This is a genomic window from Pseudomonas sp. S10E 269 (assembly GCF_002798465.1).
GTDB classification, from domain to species: domain Bacteria; phylum Pseudomonadota; class Gammaproteobacteria; order Pseudomonadales; family Pseudomonadaceae; genus Aquipseudomonas; species Aquipseudomonas pergaminensis.
Genome location: NZ_PHIJ01000001.1, coordinates 5,151,886 through 5,174,726, shown reverse-complemented (window position 1 = coordinate 5,174,726; position 22,841 = coordinate 5,151,886). Strand labels below are relative to the sequence as shown.

The window sequence follows — 22,841 nt, the reverse complement described above, 5'->3', positions numbered from 1 at the left end:
GAAATTAAGCCGCCCATACGTTTCCCACTCAGCACTCCTCACGGGCATCTCCAACCGGGATCTTCAAACGCGCCAGACGGTAGAGCAGCGTGCGCCGTGCGACGCCCAGTTCACGAGCCGTACGGGTACGATTGCCACGGTTCTTGTGCAGGCAATCGATCAGGAATACCCGCTCGACCCGCTCCAGGCGTTGGCGCAACGTCGCATCGACGGGTGCATTGGCAGGGGGCGCAGACAAGGGCAAATGCGCCGGAAGGATCACACCGTCGTCACAGAGCAGCACCGCGCGCTCAACCAGGCATTTGAGTTCACGGACATTGCCGGGGAACGCATGGCTCGAGAGCTGATCAAGGGCAGCGTTGGACCACATCACCGGCTCACGCCCAAGCGCAGTAGAAGCCTGTTGCGCGAATTCACGGGCCAACAGCAACACATCACCTTCGCGTTCACGCAAGGGCGGCAGCTCGATGGGAAATTGCGCCAGCCGGTAGTAAAGGTCTTCGCGAAAACTGCCTTGGGCGACCATCGCGGCGAGGTCTCGGTGAGTCGCGGCGATGATGCGCACATCGACCTTATGCGCCGTAGTCGCGCCCAATGGGCGAACTTCGCCTTCTTGCAGGACCCGCAATAACTTGGCCTGCAGTGACAGCGGCATATCACCGATTTCGTCCAGCAGCAGCGTGCCGCCGTGAGCCGTGTCGAACAGCCCGGTGTGGTTGCGCTCCGCCCCTGTGAATGCGCCCTTGCGATAACCGAACAGCTCACTCTCCAGCAGCCCTTCGGGAAACGCCGCGCAGTTTTGCACCACGAATGCCTTGCGGCTGCGCGGGCCGGCAGCGTGGATCGCGCGCGCCACCACCTCCTTGCCGGTGCCGGTTTCGCCGCGCAACAACACGGTATAGGGCGCATGCAGAACCTTGCCGATCAGCCGATACATTTCGTCCATGGCGGTGCTGCTGCCGATCAAACCCAGCGCCGCACGGGGTGGTGGCGTACTGTCACACGTTTGAGTCAAACGGCCTTCGGAACACGTGCGACGCTGCAACGCCAATTGAATCAGGGCAAAGCTGCCCAGTTGGCTCAAGGCGTCGCTGCACTCCTGCAAGTGTTGCGGACGCTGGCTGGCACACAGCAACACGCCGATGATGGCCTTGTCTCGATTGAACAACGGGACGCATAACAACGCTCGCCAAGGTGACGCCAGCGCAGGCAGGAAGCCGCATTTGTATACGCCACCGTTGAGCTCTTCCAGGCTGAAGGCGGCGCGGTGGCTGAGTACATGGTTCAACACTTGTTCATGCTGAAAATCCTGAGTGCAGGCCGGATCGACGGCGGGCTGCGCACCGGGCAAATGCTGGGCAATCAGTGCAAGCTGGCCGGTGGACTCATTGCGCCCGTACAACTGGCTGAGTTCACACTGGCTCAGTTGCGCCGCCGCCGCGACACACAGGCCGGGCAACGTGGTTTCTTCGCCGTCGATGCCCAGGCGAATGAACCAGGCGAGCAGTTGGTCGGCGTTGGCCTGGGGCTGGGCGATCGGGGTAAACGCGGTATCCCTCATTGGCTGAACTCACAAAGGGGATAGCCCTCACTGTCCACGCGAGCATGCACCCGTGACAGCGTTTCGCCCTGGGCCATGGCTTCCAGCAATCGGTCCACCACCTGCGGCAACAGATGGCGCTCAATCCATTGGTCAATGTAACGGGCACCGCTGTCAGCGTGGGTGCACCGCTCGGCCATGTGTGCGACCAGCTCCGGCGTATAGCTGAAGGCAAGCTTGCGCAGGTGCAAACGTTGTTCCAGGCTTTCGAGCTTGAGCCTTGCCAGGTCATGCAGGATTTCGTCCGAGATCGGGTAATACGGCACCACGCGCATCCGAGCCAGCAACGCAGGCTTGAAGTGGTCGCGCAGCAGCGGGCGAATCGCCTCTTGCAGTACCTGCACATCTGGCCGCTGGCCGTCTGCGCATAATTGGCCGATGCACTCACTGCCCAGGTTGGATGTCATCAGGATCAGGGTGTTGCGAAAGTCGATCTCCCGGCCCTCCCCGTCATTGGCCAGGCCCTTGTCGAAAATCTGATAGAACAGGTTCAACACTTCCGGATCGGCCTTCTCGACCTCATCGAGCAGCACCACCGAATACGGGCGTTGGCGTACGGCCTCCGTCAGCCTGCCGCCCTCGCCGAAACCGACATAACCGGGTGGCGCGCCAATCAACCGCGACAGCGAATGTTTTTCCTGGAATTCGGACATGTTGAGCGTGGTGACAAAACGCTCACCGCCGTACAGCAAGTCGCCAAGCGCCATCGCAGTCTCGGTCTTGCCCACCCCACTCGGGCCGGCCAGCAGGAAGACACCCACCGGTGCGTCGGCCTTATTGAGCCCCGCAGCGACGGCCCGCTGGTTGCGGTCCAAGGCCTGTATCGCTTGCTCCTGGCCACGAATGCGCGAACGCAACGCATCGGCAAAGCCCAGCACCCGTGCACTGTGCTCGAATGCCAGTTGCTCAACCGGGATACCGGTCCAGGCACTGATAACCTGGGCCACCAGGCGCGGGCACACCTGCGGCGCCAATGCCTGCTGTTCTCGCCAGCCTTGCTCCAGGTGTTGACGCTCATCGTCCGCAGCGTTCATGCGCAGGCTTAACGCGTGCAAGACCTGTTCATCCACACTGAGCCCGGCATCCCGGTCGCGAGTCAATGCCTGCTGTTGCCGCGCGCCTTCGGCCAGCTCCGCGTTCAGGTGCTGCAATGCTTCGGGCGGTGTCTCCCGACGGGTACGCAAACGAGCGCAGGCGGTGTCGAGCACATCCACCGCTTTGTCGGGTAACTGCCGCCCGGCCAGGTAGCGGGCACTCATCTGCGCCGCCGCGACAACAGCATCGTCGCGCACGTAAACACCGTGGCTGCGCTCATACACCGGGACCAACCCGCGCAGGATTGAAATCGCCTGGTCGACACTCGGCTCCCCAACCCGCACAGGTTGAAAACGCCGCGCCAACGCCGGATCTTTCTCGACGTATTTCTTGTATTCCGTCCAGGTGGTCGCAGCGATGGTGCGCAGCTCACCACGGGCCAGGGCCGGCTTGAGCAGATTGGCCGCATCGGACGCACCGGCCTGGGCGCCCGCCCCCACCAGCGTGTGCGCCTCGTCAATGAACAGGATCACAGGTTTTGCCGAGGCGTTGACCTCGTCGATCACACCTTTGAGGCGCCGCTCGAACTCGCCCTTGATACTCGCCCCGGCCTGGAGCAGCCCCATGTCCAGGGTCAACACCCGCACGTCCTTGAGCGCGCCCGGCACCTGTGCGGCGGCGACACGCAGCGCGAGGCCTTCGACAACGGCCGTCTTGCCCACACCGGCTTCACCGACAAGGATCGGATTGTTCTTGCGCCGACGCATGAGTATGTCAATCAACTGACCGATCTCGGCGTCACGGCACAACACCGGGTCGATGTGACCTTCGCGAGCCTGGCGTGTCAGGTCATGGGTGAAGCGCCCCAGCAAGGCCTCACTGCTCGGCGCAGGCGCCGTTTGGGGCGCCTGGCTCAATGCAAACCCGAGCACACGCGTGGCATCCAAACGGTTTAACACCCGCTGATAAGCGCTGCCTGCGTGTTGCAGCGGGTGACGCAACAGCGCCAGCAGCAACGCTGCGTGATCGACGTCAGTTTGCCGCAGCTCCAGATGGGCAACCATCAAGGCCTGTTGCAACCATTGCACGAGCGCCGGGGCAAACACAGGATTGCGCGACGCGCTCGCCTCGCCTTTAGGTTGCAGCGCTGCGTGCAAGTCGCCGGCTTCGATGCCTGCATCCCCCAAGGCACGCATCAACAGGCCGTCGTGCTGTTCCAGCAGGGTCAGCAACAGGTCCTCTACAAGCACTTCCCTGCCGCCGCGCGTGACGCACCGTTCGGCTGCGCGCTCCAGGTCTCGACGGGTCGGGAGGGTCAATGTCTGGATAAGTTGTTGCAGGTCCACATTCATCATAATGATTCATCCCTAGTGAGCGGTGCTCGGCACAATGACCACACCGTCGGCGCATTCATGCGCCAGCCAACTGGTCCAGCCGAGCCGGCATACGTTGTTTTCACCCAAGTGCAGCGGCCTGATTTCAGCCTTGGCCAGTACGAGCCGCAGGTCATATTCCAAGGGGTCACGCACCGTCAGCCGCACCAATGAGCACAGCAGCGGGTAGTCAGCACCGGTAGGCAGAAACCCATGGAACTGCTGCCAGCCCAGGCCTTGCAGATGCACCCTGAACTTGCCGCTTCGATCCGCGACCCGGCTCCCCAGCACGTGGTCGTGGCCAAGCATGCTGTTCGCAGCACCGAGGCGATTTCGCTGTGACGCAGCGATGACAACCCTGCGCTGGACCCACTGCTCGATGAACAAGCAGTTGTGTTTGAAGTAGTAACGCAGCACCGTCTCGATCAAGGCGGCCGAATGCGCGCGCAGGCTGAGCAGCCCCAGGTAGGGCAGCAGCCGTGTGCAGTTCAATGGCGCAGCACTGCGAATCTGCTGCCCTCTCAACCCGACCAATGCAAACATCTGCTCGGAAAAAGCATCCCTGGCGTCTGCCTGGAAACACGTCCGATAGCGATACTTGCGCCAGATCGGCAGCATCAGCCGTTGCAGACGGTGGTGAAACATGTCAAGGAAGTCGCGGGTCGCCCTGCCTGGCGCTCCGTCGGCACAGGCCTGCTCGGCATAAAACGCCGGCAAGGGCGACCCCGCGCCACATAGGCCCAACACGTTCAGGCGCAAACGCGCACGCAATTGATCGTGCTCAATGAAAAACTCCACTCGATCAATATCGTGTCCCGGAAAACCCAGGCCCGGGTTGGCTTGAAACTCCAACAGGTCGTACAGCGCGTCGTCATCCAGCAGCGGATGGGTATCACGCAGGCGCTGGATGACCTGCAGAACCGCCTGGAACAGCGTGTATTCGCGAATGCTTCGGCACAGTTGCGTCAAAGCAGGGGTTGCAGCCCCATCCGTGGTGGCCATAGGTACACGTCTCCTTGTGTGCTGGTGACTCTGAGTTCGTGGAAGGCGTTGAGGCTGGCGTAAAGCGCAAAGAATTCGTTGAGCACCGACGCAAACAAAAACACTTCGCCCTGCCCCAGAAAGCCCTGTGGATCGATGACCAAGTCGATGCGCACGCCGCGAAACGGCACGCCACGGTGCAGCCGATCAACAGCTGCGTGACTGACCGATCGCATCGCGCCCAACCGCCTTGCGCTGACCTTTTGGGCTTGCCGATCGTGGTAGCGCGGCACGTCGTAGGTTTCGAGGACCACCCGCAAGGCATTGATGTCACTCAATGACAGGTAGTTGAGCGACATGTTGCTGATCAGTCGCCATAGAAAGTCCTGGTCCAGGGGTGCGGAGAAGCTGGCAGTCGGTGCGCAGATATTGCGGAACGACAAACCCTCGGGCATCTGTTCGCCAGGCTGGTTGATGTCGCCTACCTGCAGCAGGCTCGGCAGGTTGTGATTGGTGCACGTCATTTCGATCGACAGTGTTTGCTGGTACAGCACCAGCCCGCTGCCGAACCCGAGCCAGGTATCGAGTCCGGCATGCTGTGCCGAAGGCCGTTGGCGAATGCTGTAGCTTGGAGCCCCTCCAGACGGGTGGGTATCGCCGTGATGCTCGAAGGACTCGAACGGGACGTAGGCCTGGTACCCAAGCCCTCCAGGCTGCCAACCGGTGACGCGGTCTACAGAAAAGACACACGCATTCTCCCGTGAGTATTCGCCAGGAATCAGCAGGTACTCATCCTGCTTGCCATCCAGGCGAATCGGCACTGCGTCATGCTTGAACAGGTTGACGATGGGTGTGCAGTACAGCTTCACGTTTTCCAGGGTAGGCTTCTGGGACTCACGCCACGGGCAGCGCAATTCAAAACGCAACACCACCCCCCTCACCTGCTTGAGCAACTCGCCAGGCAACCGATGCAGTACATCCAATCCCCCCACGTCGACAAACAGGTATTTGTCGGGAAAGGCGAAGTACTCCTGCAGGTGTCGATACCCGCGAAAGGTATTCTGCGGATACGGGATCAAGGCTTGCTCCTCACTGAACCCCACAGGCTGCACCTGATCGGCACCCAGCCGGAATGACAGCACCTGCCCGTCCGCCCCAATCAATGGCAGGCCATCGTCACCAAAAGGCAGCACCTCGATGCCTTCAAGTTGACGCAACAGGCTCAGATACAGCGCCTGGCTGATATAGCGATCTCCCGCCAGATGCAGGCGCAGCTGATCAAAGGTCCACTCGCTGAAATTACCTTCGGCGCTCATGCCCAGGCGCAGGCTCAATACCGCCCGCTCGCCCTGGGCAATGTGCTCCAGCGCATTCAGTTGCAGTGGCAGGACCTGCGTGTCGTAGCAGGTACGAAAGCGACAGCGTTCTTCATTGACCGAGGTGCTTTCAACCGTTGTGTCCCGCGCGACCCACACACCTGGGCCTGAGTGTTTGAGTGGATCAAATTGCAGGATGCTGAACGCAGGGACCGGGCGCATGTAGTTGGGCCAGAGCAAATGCATCAACGAATGCGTCAGCTCTGGAAGCTCGTCATCCAGCTTCTGGCGCAAGCGACCGGTGAGAAACGCAAAGCCCTCCAGCAAACGCTCGACATCCGGGTCCTGGCCAGACTCGGCAAGAAAGGGCGCGAGCGCCGGGTTGCGTTCGCTGAACCGTCGCCCGAGCTGCCGCAAGGCGCTGAGCTCGCTTTGGTAATAACGGTTAAACGACATCCGGCAATACCTCGACCCGGCCGCCGTCACTCAGGCGCGCGGTGAACACCACGGGCTGCCGGGAACCCTTGACCACCAGCGTCGCCTCAATAGCGAACGCCAGGGCCAAAGGGTCATGATCCTGGGGCAATGACCTGACCCGCACGTCCCTCAAACGCGGCTCGTAAGCCCGGATAAATCGCTCGATCAACAGGCGCGACTGACTCAACGATTCATGCAGGCTCTGATTCATGTCATTGAGGTCGGGCAAGCCGTAGTCCGGCAATGTCTGCGCACTGCCCGCACGGATGCTAAGCATTTTCCCCAGATGGATGGCGACAGAGGTCACGCCAGAGTCGGGGTTGGCTGCCGGGCGTTCGAGTCGCTCGAAAAGGCTTCGGTGGTAGGTCATTCCCTGGGCTCTGCTCATTCTTTATCGAGCTTGCCAACCAGGGACAGCGTGAAGTCAGCCCCCATGTATTTGAAATGCGGTCGCACGCTCAGGTTGACGCGGTACCAGCCGGGCTCGCCTTCGACGTCACTGACCACAATGCGGGCTGCGCGCAGGGGCCGTCGCCCACGGACTTCGGCACTGGGGTTTTCCTGGTCGGCGACGTACTGGCGAATCCATTTATTGAGCTCCAACTCCAGATCGGTGCGCTCCTTCCACGAACCCAGTTGTTCACGCTGAAGCACCTTGAGGTAGTGGGCCAGGCGATTGACCACCATCATGTAGGGCAACTGCGTACCCAGGCGGTAATTCAGCTCGGCTTCCTTACCTTCGGGACTGATACCGAAATATTTCGGTTTTTGTACCGAGCTGGCCGAGAAGAACGCCGCATTGTCACTGCCCTTGCGCATCGTCAAGGCGATGAAGCCCTCTTGCGCCAGCTCGTACTCACGGCGGTCAGAAACCAGTACTTCGGTCGGGATCTTGGTTTCGATCTCCCCCATGCTCTGGAAGTGATGCAACGGCAAGTCTTCCACCGCCCCACCGCTTTGCGGGCCGATGATATTCGGGCACCAGCGGAACCGCGCGAAACTGTCGGTCAAGCGCGTGGCAAACGCATAGGCCGTATTGCCCCACAGGTAGTGCTCGTGGCTGTTGACCACGTTTTCCTGGTAGGCGAAGGTCTTCACCGGACATTCAAGGGGATCATAGGGCGTACGAAGCAAGAAACGCGGCACCGTCAGCCCGATGTAGCGTGCGTCTTCGCTCTGGCGAAAACTTTGCCACTTGGCAAATTGCGGGCCTTCGAAATGGTCCTTCAGATCCTTGAGGTCCGGCAGGCCGGTGAAGCTTTCCAACCCGAAGAACGCCGGCCCCGCAGCGGCAATAAACGGCGCATGTGCCATGCAGGCCACGCTGGACGCGTACTGCATCAGCTTCACGTCAGGCGCACTGGGGGACAGGAAGTAATTGGCGATGATCGCGCCGACGGGCTGGCCACCAAACTGGCCGTATTCAGCGCTGTAGATGTGTTTGTACAACCCGGACTGGGTCACTTCCGGTGAGTCTTCGAAGTCGTCCAGCAAGTCTTGGCGCGAGACGTTCAGCAGCTCAATCTTGATGTTTTCGCGGAAGTTGGTGCGGTCAACCAACAACTGCAGCCCCTTCCAGGACGCTTCCAGGGCCTGGAAGTCCGGGTGGTGCAGGATCTCGTCCATCTGCAGGCTCAGTTTCGCATCGATCTCGGCGATCATCCGGTCGACCAGGCGCTTTTTGACCGGCTCGCCCTGATTCTGCGGTTTGATCAATTCTTCGATAAATGCCGAGACGCCTCTCTTGGCAATGCCATACGCCTCGTCGTCCACGTTCAGCAGGGTCTGGGCAACGATAGTGTCGAGAATGCTGTGGTGTTCAGCGGTTTGTGCCGGCAGCGAGTGTTGTTGTGTGGTCATGCGGTCAGTGTCCTTTTACTGAAGAATGTCAGGCGACAGGAGTGTCCAGCCCCAGCTCCGCCAGGACCCTGGCGCGGGAATCGTCATCTGCCAGGGCCTGTTCGATTGCCTTGCGAAAGCTCGGCGTGTTGCCCAAGGGCCCTTTGAGCGCCATCAGTGCTTCGCGCAGGGCCATCAGCTTGTGCAACTCGGGAACCTGCTCAACCAGGTTCGCCGGATTGAAATCCTTCATGGAATTAATGCGCAGCTGAATCGCCAGTTCCTCAACGTCTGCCTCTTCCTGCAGACGGTTGGGCACGTTCAGCGTCAGGCTCAATGCCTGCTTGGCCAGCACGTCATCGAGGGTGTTCTTGTCGATCGCGATGGGCTTGCGGTCTTCAAGCTTGCGGGCATCCTCACGCTGGGTGAAATCCCCCAGCACCAACAGTTTCAACGGCAGCTCAACGTCTTCCTGCGCCCCGCCGGTGGCGGGTTTGAAGGTGATGTTGATGCGTTCCTTGGGGGCTACCGAACCTTCTTTGGCCATGGTGTCTTTCCTTTTTCAAGTGGCTCGAAAGCCTATTCAAGTACCGCTTCCAGATCGAAGAGGCACAGCCTGCGATGGGTGTCTTCCTTGCGCTCGCGCACGGCGTGGTCTTGCGGCAGGAGGTCGCAGCAGCGGTACAGAAGCTGCATCACGTGAAGCGCCAGCTCCGGCTCCCAACGCTCCAGGCCGGTACGTTGCAGTTCGAGGTCCAGGTGTTCGAGCTGGATCTTCGCCAGCTCATGCTTGCCCGCGTTGATGCACAGGCGCGCCTGGGCCAACCGCCAATAAAAGCGTGCGCGATCACTGTGCGCGGCTTGCATGCCGGGCTTGAGAGCTTGAATAGCAGCCTTGAGCCCGTCTTTTCGAAGGCGAGGCGTGGCAGCCTGCAAGGCGAGCTCCCAGGGTTCGGTTTCGGCATCCACAACCACCGCGGGCGACTCAGGGTTTTGCAGGTGACGCGTCACCTGCAGCGTGATCCACTCGCGAGTGGCGGCGTCGGCAAACGGTACGCCGTCGTGAAAGCAAAACGCTGGCAAGTCCGGCAGGCGTTGCAACAACAGTGCAAACGTCACTTCCAGTTCGGTCTTGGCCTGCTCGGCTTGCAACGCGTCAAGGCATTGCCAGAGCAGGTGCAGCCCATCGAACCAGAACATCGCACCCGCCAGGCTGGCCTCAAGTTCAAGCACCAGGTCGGCGTGATGCCCCTGGGTGAAAAGCGCCTGGTACCGTTTGAGCTTGTCTGGGGCGGGCCCACGCAGAGCGGTGACGCGTTCGTTGCTGGCGTCCGGGTAGCGGGTGAGTGCCAGCCACATCAATGTTCGATTCAGGCGCAATGCGCGTAGATCAGTGGCGTTCTGACGCAACCACCATGCACACAATGGACGGGCCTGTTCCTGCAAGGCGCGCAGTAACCGATGGGCGTCTTTTTCGCTGTCCACCACGGCCTCGGGCTTGAGCAGTTGGCTGGTGGCTTGCTTGACGTGGGCAATGACACCGCTCAACCCTGGCGTAGGGGAATCGCCCTGCGCAGCACGCTCCAGGCGCTGGGCCAATTGCCTGCGAATCGGCAACAGCAACGGCGCGTCATCTCCCAGGTGCTCGGCCCACACCTCATCAAGACGCACCAAGTGCTCATGCACGGCGTGAAACAACGGCAGCTGGTTCTGGAGTGCCAGGCCTTGGGTAAACAGGGGTTCAAGGCGCAGGACCAACCATCCGAAGGCCGCCCCTCGGGTACGCAGTTTTTCGGGATAGACCTGCGGCCAATGATGGTCGCAGAGGTAGCGCAGCAACCCGAGCCCGGCCAGCAACCCCGGGTAGGACTCACGCTGGTGCAATGCCCAGGTGAGCCACACCGCCACCCTCAGGTCCTTGGACTGCTGGCGCAACACCCACTCGCCGGTCTCCAGCACTTTGTGCCAGTCAGGCTGACCGTTGCCATGCATCGATTGCGCCTTGGCCAGCTCAGATTCCAGAACTTCATACTCACTCGAAAACCGCACGTCTTCGCCGGCAAAACGTGTTTGCATGCAAGGCGACCGTGCAAGTTCAAGGTAATGATCATAAAGTTTGTCTGAATAAGACATGCGGCGTCCTGCGCAACTAACGAAACAAGCAGAGGCAACTACCCCTTTAAACTTCGCTGGCTTTCCTGCGAAGCTCACGAACCTTAGTCATGCCTAAAACATTCAGCAAGCAATGGAGCGTTACTTAATCTTTTTCCTACAAGACCCTTAATTTATCGAGTGCGCAGCATTTTGCGCACCCGCTCCAACTACTCCTGTGAAAATTCGTTTATTTACAACACCAATAACATGAGCAAATAAATGCGCACTAACGCGCACCCTTTCACCCATAAACTCTAGTTGTGTTGCCGCAACTAACTAATCATCACCCTCCCAACAACATCACACCCCTTATTTCATTGACCGGAACACTTTCAGGCACGTTTCTTGTTATAGGCAACTTACCCAGCCGACAAACGTTTCGGTTGGAACTACCTCATCAATCAGACAAGGAACTCCGTCATGCCAACACCCGCGTATCTCTCCGTTACCGGTGTAAAACAAGGTTTGATCACGGCAGGCACGTTTACCCAGGACTCGGTAGGCAACATTTACCAGGAAGGCCATGAAGACCAGATCCTGGTCCAGGGCTTCTCCCACCAGGTGATCATTCCGCGCGACCCACAATCGGGCCAGCCAACCGGCCAGAGGGTCCACAAGCCCTTGATGATCAGCAAAGTCTTCGATAAGTCCTCACCTTTGCTGTTCAGCGCATTGACCAGCGGTGAAGAGGTCAAGTGCCGGCTGGAATGGCTGCGTACTTCGTCAGCCGGCACCCAGGAGCACTACTTCACCATCGAACTGGAGGGTGCAACCATCGTCGACATCCAGTCACGCATGCCCAACTGTCAGGACCCGGACAACGCCCATTTCACCCACCTGGAGGATGTGTACTTCACTTATCGCAAGATCGTGTGGACCCATGAAGTGTCCGGCACTTCCGGGTCGGATGACTGGCGCAGCCCGGTAGCGGGTTAAACCGGGCCTACCCAGGTGCGGCGCCAAGGACGGCGCCGCGCCTGACAGGCGACTAGACCATCGCTAGCGGGTGCTTGCGCTGGGGTGCGCCAAACACGCGATCAATGGCGTCGAGGTCGTGCTCATCCAGCACCAGCTTGGCGGCGGCAGCGTTGAGTCGCACATGCTCGGGGGTGACGGCCTTCGGGATTGCGATGACGCCGTCCTGGCGCAGCACCCAGGCCAGGGAAACCTGGGCGGGTGTGACCTCGTGACGGCGGGCGATCTGCTTGAGGGTCGGGCTGGACAACAGTTCGCCGCCCTGGGCGATTGGGCAGTACGCCATCAAGGGCAAGTGGTGCTGTTGCCACCAGGGCAGCAGGTCGAACTCGATGCCGCGCTCTTCGATGTTGTAGAGCACCTGGTTGGTGGCGCAGGCCGGGGATGCAAGTTCCTGCAGGTCGGCGACATCGAAATTGGAGACGCCCCAACGTCCGATCTTGCCGGCCTCGCGCAGGCGCTCGAAGGCTTCGACGGTTTCTTCCAAGGGGTACTGGCCGCGCCAGTGCAGCAGGTACAGATCGATGTAGTCCGTGCCCAGGCGTTGGAGACTGGCTTCGCAGGCACGGGGCACGCCTTTGTGGCTGGCGTTGTGCGGGTAGACCTTGCTCACCAGGAACACTTGGTCGCGGCGCCCACGAATGGCTTCGCCGACCACCGTTTCGGCACCGCCCTCACCGTACATTTCGGCCGTATCGATCAGGGTCATGCCCTCGTCGATGCCCAGTTGCAACGCCGCGACTTCAGCGCGGTGCTGGTCGGGGTTTTCGCCCATGCGCCAGGTTCCCTGGCCGATGACTGGGACGGGAACGCCCGCCAGATCAATGGTACGCATGACAACCTCCTGATGAGTTCGCGGATTAACAGTGTGGCATTGGCCGGACAAAAGGGTTCAATCGAAGTATGGTTAGCCTCTGCCAAGTCGCCAGGAAGAACCTGCAATGCTGTTTGTCGTCATGCTCGGGGGTAAGCACCCACGGGCGAAAATTGAAGTTCACGATGTGGTGTTTGCGGTGGCGGACACGCTGGAAGCGGCCTACCCGCAACTGCGCGCCGACTGGTTCGGCAGCCCAAAAGGCGTGCATATCGATTCGTGGATGGCGGTGGATGGCGTCGACGGCTGGAAAGTCGACATCAGCCCTCTGGCACCTGCCGCCGGCGCCCACCACCTGTACTTCATCAACCTTGGCGGTTACGAGGCCAACAGCTTTGGCGAAGCCCACCACTACCTGCTGGTGGTGGCGCGCAACAAACAGGAGGCCATGAGCAAGGGCAAGCAACAGATGCTGCGCCATTGGTCCCAGCCCCACACCGATGGCGTGCTGGATATCGACGACTGCCTGCCCATCGACCTGGTGGACGGTCGCTATGTCCACCTGGTGCAGGGCCCGCACCGACCGATCATCCAGCAGAACGACTACATCGTCCTGACCTGAACCCTACCCGAACGGGGTATGGCGCCTGCCCGCCACCTGCCTGACAGTGCAATCAGTCCCTCGGCCTGACAACACGCACAACTCAAGGTGGGTCCCCATGCGTAAAGCCCTTATCGCCCTGTTCAGCGTCGTATCGCTTGCTTGCTCCACCTTGAGCCGGGCCGCCGACGACCCAGGCAACACCTTGCGCATCTACAACTGGGCGGACTACATCGGCGACACCACCCTGGCCGACTTCGAGAAGGCCACGGGGATCAAGGTGATCTATGACACCTACGATTCCTACGAAACCGTACAGGGAAAGCTGCTGTCCGGGCGCTCCGGCTATGACCTGGCCCTGCTCAACGCCTCCCTGGTGCCGTTGCTGATCAAGGGCAACGTCTTCCAGCCCCTGGATAAGGCGCAGTTGCCAGACTGGCAAAACCTCGACCCCCTGGTGCTCAAAAGCCTGGAGGCCCACGACCCCGGCGTCACCTATTCCGCGCCCTACACCTGGGGCAGCAATGGCGTGACCTACAACGTCGACATGATCAAGGCGCGCATGCCGGACGCGCCCATCGGCTCCCTGGCGATGATCTTCGACCCAAAGGTGATCTCCCGTTTTGCCGATTGCGGCATCACCTTCATGGACTCGCCCACCGACATGATTCCCCTGGCCCTGACCTACCTCGGCCTGGACCCCAACAGCGTCGCCCCCAAGGACTTGAAGGCCGCCCAGGACGTGCTGATGGCCGTGCGGCCCTACATTCGCAAATTCGACTCCAGTGGGTTCATCAATGGCTTGGCCAATGGCGACCTGTGCCTGGCCACCACCTGGTCGGGCGACTACGCCACGTCCCAGGCTCGCGCGACGGAGGCCGGGGCCAAGATCAAGCTGGATTACTTCATCCCCAAGGAGAGTTCGTTGATCTGGTTCGATAACTTCTACATTCCGGCCGACGCGCCCCATGTCGCCAATGCCCACAGGTTTATCGAATTCCTCCTGCAACCCCGGACCATGGCGGGCGTCAGCAACACCATCCATTACGCCAATAGCAACCTGGCATCCAAACCGCTGGTCAACGCCGATGTCCGCGACAACCCCGCGATCTACCCGGACCCAGTGACGATGCAGCGGCTGTTCACCCAGAAAAGCCAGCCACCGGCCGCCGTGCGCCTGATCACCCGTACCTGGAATGCCGTCAAGACCGGCAAGTGACCCCCAGCCATTGAAGGTAAATGCCATGACCCTGCCAAATCCTGCTTTCTTCGCCCAGTTCGACCACGACGCGCTGGACACTGCCGACAAAGCCCACTACATGCACGGTTTCCATATGTTCGACGAACACCGACAACAGGGTTCGTTGAACATCGCCATGGGCGATGGCGCCTACATCTACGACACCCACGGTAACCGCTACTTGGACGCTGTCGGCGGCATGTGGTGTACGAATATCGGCCTGGGCCGTGAAGAAATGGCCGAGGCGATCGCCAACCAGGTGCGCCAACTGGCGTACTCCAACCCCTTCTGCGACATGGCCAACGTCACCGCCATCGAACTCTGTGCCAAGCTCGCCAGCCTGGCACCTGGCGATCTGGACCACGTGTTCCTCACCACGGGCGGCTCAACGGCGGTCGATACGGCTTACCGCCTGGTGCAGTTCTATCAGAACAGTCGCGGCAAGCCGACCAAGAAGCACATCATCTCGCGCTTCAGTGCCTACCACGGCAGCACGTTCCTGACGATGTCCATCGGCAACAAGGCCGCCGACCGCGCGCCGGAATTCGATTTCATGAGCGATTTGTTCCACCACATTTCCTGCCCCAACTACTACCGGGCGCCAGAGGGGATGAGCGAGGCGGACTTCCTCGATTTCCTGGTGAACGAGTTCGAAGACAAGGTGCTCACCCTCGGCGCGGACAACGTGGCGGCGTTTTTTGCAGAGCCGATCATGGGGTCGGGCGGCGTGATCATCCCGCCCAAGGGCTACCACCGGCGCATGTGGGAAATCTGCCAGCGCCACGACGTACTGTATGTCGCTGATGAAGTGGTGACGTCGTTCGGGCGTCTCGGTGCGTTCTTTGCCTCCGAAGAGGTGTTTGGCATGCAGCCCGATATTATCACCACCGCCAAGGGCCTGACTTCCGGCTACCTGCCCCTGGGGGCGTGCATTTTCTCGGACCGCATCTGGCAAGTCATCGGCGAACCGGGCAAGGGTCGTTGCTTCACCCACGGGTTTACTTACAGCGGCCATCCGGTGAGCTGTGTTGCGGCGCTTAAAAATATCGAGATCATCGAACGGGAGCACCTGCTGGCGCATGTCGAGGATGTCGGCGTGTACCTGGAACAGCGCCTCAAAACCCTGGCCGACCTGCCACTGGTGGGCGATATCCGCTGCCAGCGCTTGATGGCCTGCATCGAGTTCGTCGCCGACAAACGCACCAAGGCGCTGCTGCCGGACGCCGTCAACATCGGCGAGAAAATCCACCTGCGCGCCCAGGCCAAGGGTTTGCTGGTGCGCCCCATCGGGCATCTGAACGTGATGTCACCGCCCTTGATCATCACCCACGCCCAGGTCAATGAAGTGGTGGAAACCTTGCGCGAATGCATCCTCGACACAGCGGCAGAGCTGCGCGAGAGCGGCGAGTACCAGGGCCGATGACCGCCAGCGCCGAGCCTGTCTCGGCGTGGTGGCCTGGGCACAGGCAGCCGGGTAGACTGGCCGTCATGACGACCGCCAGCCCTGCCCCCACTCTGCAGCAACTGGAAGCCTGGCACCACGCCCTGGGCCAGGCGCTTATTCATGTGGACGAGGCGTCGTTCCTCGAACACCTGGCCACTGCCCTCTGCACCCTCACCCCCATCGAATCGATGATGATCAGCCTGGAACGCCAGGGCCTGCCTCCGCACCTGCTGTACCAACAGGGCATTCCCCGGGCCTACCAGGATGAAATCATCCACCGCTACTTTTCCCGTGGCTACTTGCTCGACCCCTTCTGCCTCGCGGTGGACAAGGGCCTTGCCGAAGGTTTCTACCCCCTGGCCGAGATTGCCCCGGACGACTTCTTCAACAGCGAGTACTACAAGACCTACTACTTGCGCAGCGGCGGTGCCCAAGAGAGCTACTACATTGTCGACCTCTGCCCCCAGAGCAAGATTTCGCTGTGCATGTTCCAGGGCCTGAGCGCCGGCCAGTTCACCGGGCAACAGTTGGCCGTGCAGAAGGCCACCCAGGCCATGGTCCGCGAATTGCTGCGGCGTTTCGGTACCACGGGCGGCCTGGCCAAGGTAATCAGCGACGACGCCTTCACCCAGACCCAGGCGCATCAGCAGATAGAAGCGGCGTTCATGGGGTTCGGCAGCGGCGTGCTCACGGTGCGTGAGCGGGAAATCGCGCACTTGATCCTGCGCGGGCATTCGGTGAAATCCACCGCCCAGGTCCTGGGTATTTCACCGGAAACCGTGCGCATGCACCGCAAGAACCTGTACACCAAACTGGTGATCAGTTCCCAGGCCGAGCTGTTTGCGCTGTTTATCGAATGGCTGACCCGCAGCGGCGCCATGGCCCGCGCCTGAGCCACTCGAGTCATCCGGCGGAACTTTGCCAGGAAATAACCGACTGAATCCGGTAGGCTCACCTTTTTTATTCAAGGAGTTACTTCCCATGGCCAAAGCCACCGCCCGTCACATCCTCGTTTCCACTGAAGACAAGTGCAACGAACTCAAGGCCCAAATCGAAGGCGGCGCCGATTTCGCAGAAGTCGCCAAAGCCAACTCCAGCTGCCCATCCAGCCGCCAAGGCGGTGACCTGGGTTCGTTCGGTCCAGGCCAGATGGTCAAGGAATTCGACACCGTCGTGTTCAGTGCCCCGGTCAACACCGTGCAAGGCCCGGTGAAAACCCAGTTCGGCTACCACCTGCTGGAAGTCACCAGCCGCCAGGACTGATCCAGTCTGTGCTGATGCTATAAACAACGGCCCGCCTTTTGGTGGGCCGTTGTGCATGTGATGACTGGCGACGCTGATGCCGTTAGCGTACAAATCCATTTTCTTCTTCATACGGCGTTCAAGGCTGACAATGCGATTGGCTTTTTCCTACATGCTGAGCTCGACCCTGGCCCTGCTGCTGGCCAGTTCCGCCGTGATCGCGGCGCCCCAACCCTACCTGACGGTGTACGGCGAACCGGCCAAGTACCCCGCCGGCTTTACCCATTTCGATTACGCCAACCCCAACGCCCCCAAGGGCGGTAGCCTGCGCCGCTCGGCCATCGAGATCGGGCGCTTCGACCATGTGCTGCCGTATATCGACAAAGGCATCGGTGTGTCCCAGGTCGACGGTTGGCTCTACGCCCCTCTGGCCCAGCGTTCCCTCGACGAGCCCTACACGGTCTACGGCCTGGTCGCCGAGAAAATGGAGCGCGCCGACGATGGCTTGTCGCTGCGTTTTTACCTCAACCCCAAGGCACGCTTCGCCGACGGCAAGCCGATCACCGCCGAAGACGTACGTTACAGCTTCGACCTGCTGATGACCCAGGGCAGCCTGCGCTTTCGTACCCTGTTCGCCGACGTCAAGCACGTCGAAGTCGAGGGCGAGCGCCAGGTGCGCTTCGACTTCTCCAGCAACGAAAACCGAACCCTGCCTCTGGATATCGCGACCCTGCCGGTGTTCCCGGAGCACTGGTGGAAAACCCGCGACTTCGCCAACGGCGGCGGCTATGAGGCCCCGCTGGGCAGCGGCCCGTATACCGTCAGCAAGATCGACTCCGGCAGCACCATCACCTTTACCCGCGACCCGAATTGGTGGGGCAAGGACTTGCCCGTCAGCCGTGGCCTGTACAACTTCGATCACCTGAGCCTGGAGTATTTCGGCGACACCGAAGTGGCCCGCCAGGTATTGCGTGGCGGCGCCTACGATTTCAACCGCGAATTTTCCGCCACCGGTTATTCCATCGGCTACAACGGCCCGGCCCTGGATGACGGTCGCCTGCAACGCGCGCACCTGGCCAAGGAGATGCCGCAACCGGCCCAGGGCTATGTGTTCAACGTGCAAAAACCGATGTTCAAGGACCGCCGCGTGCGCCAGGCCCTGGCGATGCTGTGGGACTTCGAATGGGCCAACCGGCAGATGATGCGCAACATGTACATCCGCCAGCAGAGCTTCTTCTCCAACAGCCCGCTGGCGGCCAGCCAGCCGCCGACCCCAGAAGAACTGGCGATTCTTGAACCCTTGCGCGGCCAGGTGCCGGACGAGGTGTTCACCCAGGTATTCAAAGCGCCGGTCACCGACGGCAGCGGCATGATCCGCGACAAGCAATTGCAGGCCCTGGCCTTGCTGGAGGAAGCCGGCTGGAAACCGGACGGCGACAAACTGGTGAACGCCGAGGGCGAGCCGCTGGAATTTACCTTCCTCAACGCCCAAAGCGGCCTGGAACGCCTGTTGCTGCCGTACAAACGCAACCTGGCGCAGATCGGCATCACCCTGAATATCCGCCGCATTGACTCCTCCCAGTATGTGAACCGGGTGATGGCACGGGACTACGACATGATCGTCACCGGCTTTCCGGTCACCACATCGCCGGGCATGGAGCTGTACAACTATTTCGGCTCGGCCGCCGCTTTTGACCCCGGTGCCAACAACTACATGGTGCTCAAGGACCCGGCCGTCGACAGCCTGATCAAGGGCCTGGTCAAGGCCGATACCCAAGCGCAGATGCTCACCTACGCCCACGCGCTGGACCGCGTGCTGCAATGGAACTACCTGTGGATCCCCAACTACTACCCGCCCGGCACGTCCGCCGCGTGGTGGAACCGCTTCGGCCGCCCGGCCATCGAGGCGAAAAACGACGAAGCCCTGGAAACCTGGTGGGAAATCAGCCCCACGCCACTGACCAACGAGCAAATGAACGCTGAACTGAAAAAACGCGGAGGTGCGCGCTGATGTTCGCCTATATCGTGCGGCGCCTGCTGCTGATCATCCCGACGCTGGTGATCATCCTGCTGGTGAATTTCGTGATCGTGCAGGCCGCCCCTGGCGGCCCGGTGGAACAGGCCATCGCCCACCTGCAAGGGATCGGCGGCGGCGGTGTCGGCGGCTCGTCCGGCGAAGGCATCAGCGGCGGCTCTCGCGCCAGCCGTGGCCTGGACCCGAAGCTGATCGCCGACATCGAGAAACAGTACGGCTTCGACAAACCCGCGCCGGAACGCCTGTGGCTGATGCTCAAGAGCTATGCCCAGCTGGACTTCGGCAACAGTTTCTTTCGCGGCAAGACCGTGATCGACCTGATCCTGGAAAAAATGCCGGTGACCATTTCCCTCGGCCTGTGGGCCACGCTGATCACCTACCTGGTGTCGATCCCCCTGGGGATTCGCAAGGCCGTTCGCCACGGCAGCAGCTTTGACGTGTGGAGCAGCACCGCGATTGTCATCGGCTATGCCATGCCGGCGTTCCTGTTCGCGATGTTCCTGATCGTGGTGTTTGCCGGTGGCACTTCGCTGAACTGGTTCCCAGTGCGCGGCCTGGTGTCGGAGAACTTCGATGAGCTGAGCACTGTGGGCAAGATCGCCGATTATTTCTGGCACCTGGTCCTGCCCGTGACCTCGTTGGTGATCGGCGGGTTCGCCACGCTGACCATCCTCACCAAAAACTCGTTCCTCAATGAAATCACGCGCCAGTACGTGGTGACCGCGCGCGCCAAGGGCTTGAGCGAGCGGCGCGTGCTCTACGGGCATGTGTTCCGCAACGCGATGTTGCTGGTGATCTCCGGCATTCCCCAGGCGTTTATCGCGGTGTTCTTTGCCGGTTCCCTGCTGATCGAAGTGATCTTCTCCCTCGATGGCCTGGGGCGCATGAGCTACGAAGCTGCGGTGTCCCGCGATTACCCGGTGGTGTTCGGTTCGTTGTTCATTTTCACGTTGTTCGGCCTCTTGATAAAACTCATCGGTGACCTCTGCTACACCCTGGTGGACCCGCGTATCGACTTCGCCGCGAGGAACGCCTGATGCTTAACCTGTCTCCCGTGGCACGCCGGCGTTTCGAACGGTTCAAGAAAAACCGGCGTGGCTGGTGGTCGCTGTGGTTGTTTATCGGCCTGTTTATCCTGACCCTCGGCGGTGAGTTGATCGCCAATGACAAGCCCCTGGTGTTGAGTTTCAAGAACGAGCTGTATTTCCCGGTGTTCAAGCGGTACACCGAGCAACAGTTTGGCGGCCAGTTACCCTTCCAGGCCGACTACCGCAGTGACTACGTGCAAAAGCTGATCAAGCAGGACGGCGGCTGGATGCTGTTTCCGCCGATCCCGTTCAGCGACGACACGCCCAACTACGAACTGACCCGCCCTGCCCCCAGCCCGCCCTCGGCGGTGAACTGGCTGGGCACTGACGACCAATCACGGGATGTGTTGGCGCGGGTGATCTTTGGTGCGCGGGTGTCGATCCTGTTTGCCCTGGCGCTCACCGCGATCAGCGCCGCCATCGGGATTGCGGCCGGCGCACTGCAGGGCTATTACGGCGGCTGGGTGGATTTGATTGGCCAGCGCGTGCTGGAGGTGTGGTCCGGGCTGCCGGTGCTGTACCTGCTGATCATCCTGTCGGGTTTTGTCGAACCGAATTTCTGGTGGCTGCTGGGGATCATGGCGCTGTTTTCCTGGCTGGCCCTGGTGGACGTGGTGCGCGCCGAGTTCCTGCGCGGGCGCAACCTGGAATACGTCAAGGCTGCACGGGCCCTGGGCCTGGGCGACGGCAAGATCATTCGCCGGCATATTCTGCCCAACGCCATGACGGCCACCTTGAGCTACCTGCCGTTTATCCTGACCGGGGCGATTTCTACCCTGAGCGCCCTGGATTTCCTCGGCTTCGGCATGCCCGCCGGCAGCGCGTCCCTGGGTGAGCTGATCGCCCAGGGCAAGCAGAACCTGCAAGCGCCCTGGCTGGGCCTGACGGCGTTCTTCACACTGGCGCTGATCCTGTCGCTGTTGGTGTTTATCGGCGAGGCATTGCGTGATGCCTTCGACCCACGCTCATGAGTGCCCCCCTATGAACCTGATCGAAATCCGCGACCTCAGCGTCGCCTTCAGCGGCCAGACTGTGGTGCGCAACCTGTGCCTGAACGTGCGCCCCGGCGAGTGCCTGGCGCTGGTGGGTGAGTCGGGCTCGGGCAAGTCGGTGACGGCCCATTCGATCCTGCAATTGCTCCCGGAGGCCGGCACTGAAACCACCGGTTCCATCAAGTACCGTGGCCAGGAACTGGTCGGCGCCTCGGCTACCATCTTGCAGAAGCTGCGCGGCAACCGCATTGCCATGATCTTCCAAGAGCCGATGACCTCGCTCAACCCGCTGCACAGCATCGAAAAACAGATCGGCGAAACCCTGCTGCTGCACAAGGGCCTGGGTGGCAAGGCAGCCCAGGCGCGCATTCTGGAATTGCTTGACCTGGTGGGCATCCAGAAACCCCAGGAGCGGCTCAAGGCCTATCCTCATCAACTGTCCGGCGGGCAACGCCAGCGGGTGATGATCGCCATGGCCCTGGCCTGCGAGCCGGAACTGCTGATCGCCGACGAACCCACCACTGCGCTGGACGTGACCGTGCAGCGCAAGATCCTGCTGCTGCTCAAGTCCCTGCAACAACGCTTGGGCATGTCGCTGCTGCTGATCAGCCACGACCTCAACCTGGTGCGCAGCATCGCCCAGCGCGTGTGCGTGATGCGCGCCGGCGAGATTGTCGAGCAGGCCGACTGCCAGAGCCTGTTCAATGCGCCGCAACACCCGTATAGCCGCCTGCTGCTGGACGCCGAACCGGACGGTGATGCGCTGTGCAGTGACGAACGCGAAACCGTTTTGCAGGTGGACGACCTGACCGTGCAGTTCCCCCTCGGCGGCGGGTTGTTCCGGCGCAAGACCTACCTGCGTGCTGTAGACGGCATCAGCCTCAGCGTGCAACGCGGCAAGACCCTGGGGATTGTCGGCGAGTCCGGCTCGGGCAAATCCACCCTGGGCCAGGCGATCCTGCGGCTGCTGGACTCCACCGGCAGCATCCGCTTCCAGGGCGAAGCCCTCGACCCGCTGAATAACCAGCAGATGCGCCCATGGCGCAAGCAGATGCAGGTGGTGTTCCAGGACCCCTACGGCAGCCTCAGCCCGCGCATGACCGTGGAGCAGATCATCAGCGAAGGCCTGGAGGTGCACGCGCCGTGCAGCCTGGCCGAGCGCGATGCGCAGGTGATCCAGGTGCTCAAGGACGTGGGCCTCGACCCCGCCAGCCGGCACCGTTACCCCCATGAGTTTTCCGGTGGGCAGCGCCAACGCATCGCCATCGCCCGCGCGCTGGTGCTCAAGCCGGCGCTGATGCTGCTCGATGAGCCGACCTCGGCCCTTGACCGCACCGTACAGAAACAAGTGGTGGCGTTGCTGCGCGAGCTGCAAGACAAGTACGGCCTGACTTACCTGTTTATCAGCCATGACCTGGCCGTGGTGCGCGCCATGGCCCATGACATGATCGTGATCAAGGACGGCCAGGTGGTGGAGCGCGGCGCCAGCCATGAAGTGTTCGATGCACCGCAACATCCATACACCAAAGAGCTGCTGGCAGCGGCGCATATTCCCTTGTAAACACGCCCTCTGTGGGAGCGGGATTGCTCGCGAAAGCGGTGTATCAGTGCCGGATATGCTTGCTGACACGCCGC

19 protein-coding genes are annotated in these 22,841 nt (G+C 61.1%); 10 read left to right on the top strand and 9 right to left on the bottom strand.

What is annotated here, in order from left to right:
• Positions 1-28: 28 nt before the first annotated feature.
• The 8 genes from CWC48_RS24110 to tssA are packed head-to-tail and all read right to left on the bottom strand — an operon-like array spanning position 29 to position 10,754.
• On the bottom strand, positions 29-1,561 hold the full coding sequence (locus CWC48_RS24110) for a sigma-54-dependent Fis family transcriptional regulator (RefSeq protein ID WP_099491641.1): 1,533 nt from the start codon (positions 1,559-1,561) through the stop codon (positions 29-31).
• A complete protein-coding gene (locus CWC48_RS24105) occupies positions 1,558-3,990 on the bottom strand; it encodes an AAA family ATPase (protein ID WP_100490488.1) in 2,433 nt (810 codons plus the stop codon). The genes CWC48_RS24110 and CWC48_RS24105 overlap by 4 nt, the downstream gene beginning before the upstream one ends.
• 12 nt (positions 3,991-4,002) lie before the next feature.
• A complete protein-coding gene (tssG, locus tag CWC48_RS24100; RefSeq protein WP_100490487.1) occupies positions 4,003-5,010 on the bottom strand; it encodes a type VI secretion system baseplate subunit TssG in 1,008 nt (335 codons plus the stop codon).
• Positions 4,974-6,761: a type VI secretion system baseplate subunit TssF gene (gene tssF / locus CWC48_RS24095; protein WP_100490486.1), complete on the bottom strand. Its 1,788-nt coding sequence runs from the start codon at positions 6,759-6,761 to the stop codon at positions 4,974-4,976. Before tssF ends, tssG begins: the two co-directional genes overlap by 37 nt.
• Complete coding sequence (gene tssE / locus CWC48_RS24090; RefSeq protein WP_100490485.1) at positions 6,751-7,152, bottom strand: type VI secretion system baseplate subunit TssE; 402 nt, start codon at positions 7,150-7,152, stop codon at positions 6,751-6,753. The genes tssF and tssE overlap by 11 nt, the downstream gene beginning before the upstream one ends.
• 14 nt (positions 7,153-7,166) lie before the next feature.
• Positions 7,167-8,642: a type VI secretion system contractile sheath large subunit gene (gene tssC, locus CWC48_RS24085; protein WP_078048790.1), complete on the bottom strand. Its 1,476-nt coding sequence runs from the start codon at positions 8,640-8,642 to the stop codon at positions 7,167-7,169.
• A gap of 28 nt (positions 8,643-8,670) precedes the next feature.
• A complete protein-coding gene (gene tssB / locus CWC48_RS24080; RefSeq protein WP_078048791.1) occupies positions 8,671-9,168 on the bottom strand; it encodes a type VI secretion system contractile sheath small subunit in 498 nt (165 codons plus the stop codon).
• Between the two features lie 32 nt (positions 9,169-9,200).
• Positions 9,201-10,754 (bottom strand): type VI secretion system protein TssA, encoded by a 1,554-nt coding sequence (gene tssA, locus CWC48_RS24075; RefSeq protein WP_100490484.1) that lies wholly within the window; start codon positions 10,752-10,754, stop codon positions 9,201-9,203.
• A 441-nt stretch (positions 10,755-11,195) separates the two neighbouring features.
• Between tssA and CWC48_RS24070 the strand changes: the two genes are divergently transcribed.
• A complete protein-coding gene (locus tag CWC48_RS24070; protein ID WP_078048793.1) occupies positions 11,196-11,711 on the top strand; it encodes an Hcp family type VI secretion system effector in 516 nt (171 codons plus the stop codon).
• 52 nt (positions 11,712-11,763) lie between these two features.
• Here the strand turns inward: CWC48_RS24070 and CWC48_RS24065 are convergent, their stop codons facing one another.
• Positions 11,764-12,585, bottom strand: a complete 822-nt coding sequence (locus tag CWC48_RS24065; RefSeq protein WP_078048794.1) for an aldo/keto reductase — start codon at positions 12,583-12,585, stop codon at positions 11,764-11,766.
• 106 nt (positions 12,586-12,691) lie between these two features.
• Here CWC48_RS24065 and CWC48_RS24060 point away from each other — a divergent pair, with 106 nt between their 5' ends.
• The 9 genes from CWC48_RS24060 (at position 12,692) to CWC48_RS24020 (ending at position 22,767) form a co-directional block, all read left to right on the top strand.
• Positions 12,692-13,186 (top strand): DUF1543 domain-containing protein, encoded by a 495-nt coding sequence (locus CWC48_RS24060; RefSeq protein ID WP_078048795.1) that lies wholly within the window; start codon positions 12,692-12,694, stop codon positions 13,184-13,186.
• A gap of 97 nt (positions 13,187-13,283) precedes the next feature.
• Positions 13,284-14,384, top strand: coding sequence for a polyamine ABC transporter substrate-binding protein (locus CWC48_RS24055; protein ID WP_100490483.1), 1,101 nt, complete (start codon positions 13,284-13,286; stop codon positions 14,382-14,384).
• A 25-nt stretch (positions 14,385-14,409) separates the two neighbouring features.
• Positions 14,410-15,828, top strand: coding sequence for an aminotransferase (locus CWC48_RS24050; protein WP_100490482.1), 1,419 nt, complete (start codon positions 14,410-14,412; stop codon positions 15,826-15,828).
• Positions 15,829-15,893: 65 nt separating this feature from the next.
• A complete protein-coding gene (locus CWC48_RS24045; protein ID WP_100490481.1) occupies positions 15,894-16,742 on the top strand; it encodes a response regulator transcription factor in 849 nt (282 codons plus the stop codon).
• Between the two features lie 88 nt (positions 16,743-16,830).
• Positions 16,831-17,112 carry a peptidylprolyl isomerase gene (locus CWC48_RS24040; RefSeq protein WP_003174386.1) on the top strand — a complete coding sequence of 94 codons (282 nt, stop codon included), beginning with the start codon at positions 16,831-16,833 and terminating at the stop codon, positions 17,110-17,112.
• A gap of 130 nt (positions 17,113-17,242) precedes the next feature.
• A complete protein-coding gene (locus tag CWC48_RS24035) occupies positions 17,243-19,102 on the top strand; it encodes an extracellular solute-binding protein (protein ID WP_099491661.1) in 1,860 nt (619 codons plus the stop codon).
• Positions 19,102-20,163: a microcin C ABC transporter permease YejB gene (locus CWC48_RS24030; protein WP_034104519.1), complete on the top strand. Its 1,062-nt coding sequence runs from the start codon at positions 19,102-19,104 to the stop codon at positions 20,161-20,163. Before CWC48_RS24035 ends, CWC48_RS24030 begins: the two co-directional genes overlap by 1 nt.
• On the top strand, positions 20,163-21,185 hold the full coding sequence (locus CWC48_RS24025) for an ABC transporter permease (RefSeq protein ID WP_034104518.1): 1,023 nt from the start codon (positions 20,163-20,165) through the stop codon (positions 21,183-21,185). Before CWC48_RS24030 ends, CWC48_RS24025 begins: the two co-directional genes overlap by 1 nt.
• 10 nt (positions 21,186-21,195) lie before the next feature.
• On the top strand, positions 21,196-22,767 hold the full coding sequence (locus CWC48_RS24020; RefSeq protein WP_100490480.1) for an ABC transporter ATP-binding protein: 1,572 nt from the start codon (positions 21,196-21,198) through the stop codon (positions 22,765-22,767).
• Positions 22,768-22,841 lie beyond the last annotated feature (74 nt).

What these genes read in the sequence shown, in the direction of transcription:
- CWC48_RS24110 (WP_099491641.1), bottom strand. Translation starts at nt 1,561, where the DNA reads ATGAGGGATACCGCGTTTACCCCGATCGCCCAGCCCCAGGCCAACGCC.
- CWC48_RS24105 (WP_100490488.1), bottom strand. Translation starts at nt 3,990, where the DNA reads ATGATGAATGTGGACCTGCAACAACTTATCCAGACATTGACCCTCCCG.
- tssG (WP_100490487.1), bottom strand. Translation starts at nt 5,010, where the DNA reads ATGGCCACCACGGATGGGGCTGCAACCCCTGCTTTGACGCAACTGTGC.
- tssF (WP_100490486.1), bottom strand. Translation starts at nt 6,761, where the DNA reads ATGTCGTTTAACCGTTATTACCAAAGCGAGCTCAGCGCCTTGCGGCAG.
- tssE (WP_100490485.1), bottom strand. Translation starts at nt 7,152, where the DNA reads ATGACCTACCACCGAAGCCTTTTCGAGCGACTCGAACGCCCGGCAGCC.
- tssC (WP_078048790.1), bottom strand. Translation starts at nt 8,642, where the DNA reads ATGACCACACAACAACACTCGCTGCCGGCACAAACCGCTGAACACCAC.
- tssB (WP_078048791.1), bottom strand. Translation starts at nt 9,168, where the DNA reads ATGGCCAAAGAAGGTTCGGTAGCCCCCAAGGAACGCATCAACATCACC.
- tssA (WP_100490484.1), bottom strand. Translation starts at nt 10,754, where the DNA reads ATGTCTTATTCAGACAAACTTTATGATCATTACCTTGAACTTGCACGG.
- CWC48_RS24070 (WP_078048793.1), top strand. Translation starts at nt 11,196, where the DNA reads ATGCCAACACCCGCGTATCTCTCCGTTACCGGTGTAAAACAAGGTTTG.
- CWC48_RS24065 (WP_078048794.1), bottom strand. Translation starts at nt 12,585, where the DNA reads ATGCGTACCATTGATCTGGCGGGCGTTCCCGTCCCAGTCATCGGCCAG.
- CWC48_RS24060 (WP_078048795.1), top strand. Translation starts at nt 12,692, where the DNA reads ATGCTGTTTGTCGTCATGCTCGGGGGTAAGCACCCACGGGCGAAAATT.
- CWC48_RS24055 (WP_100490483.1), top strand. Translation starts at nt 13,284, where the DNA reads ATGCGTAAAGCCCTTATCGCCCTGTTCAGCGTCGTATCGCTTGCTTGC.
- CWC48_RS24050 (WP_100490482.1), top strand. Translation starts at nt 14,410, where the DNA reads ATGACCCTGCCAAATCCTGCTTTCTTCGCCCAGTTCGACCACGACGCG.
- CWC48_RS24045 (WP_100490481.1), top strand. Translation starts at nt 15,894, where the DNA reads ATGACGACCGCCAGCCCTGCCCCCACTCTGCAGCAACTGGAAGCCTGG.
- CWC48_RS24040 (WP_003174386.1), top strand. Translation starts at nt 16,831, where the DNA reads ATGGCCAAAGCCACCGCCCGTCACATCCTCGTTTCCACTGAAGACAAG.
- CWC48_RS24035 (WP_099491661.1), top strand. Translation starts at nt 17,243, where the DNA reads ATGCGATTGGCTTTTTCCTACATGCTGAGCTCGACCCTGGCCCTGCTG.
- CWC48_RS24030 (WP_034104519.1), top strand. Translation starts at nt 19,102, where the DNA reads ATGTTCGCCTATATCGTGCGGCGCCTGCTGCTGATCATCCCGACGCTG.
- CWC48_RS24025 (WP_034104518.1), top strand. Translation starts at nt 20,163, where the DNA reads ATGCTTAACCTGTCTCCCGTGGCACGCCGGCGTTTCGAACGGTTCAAG.
- CWC48_RS24020 (WP_100490480.1), top strand. Translation starts at nt 21,196, where the DNA reads ATGAACCTGATCGAAATCCGCGACCTCAGCGTCGCCTTCAGCGGCCAG.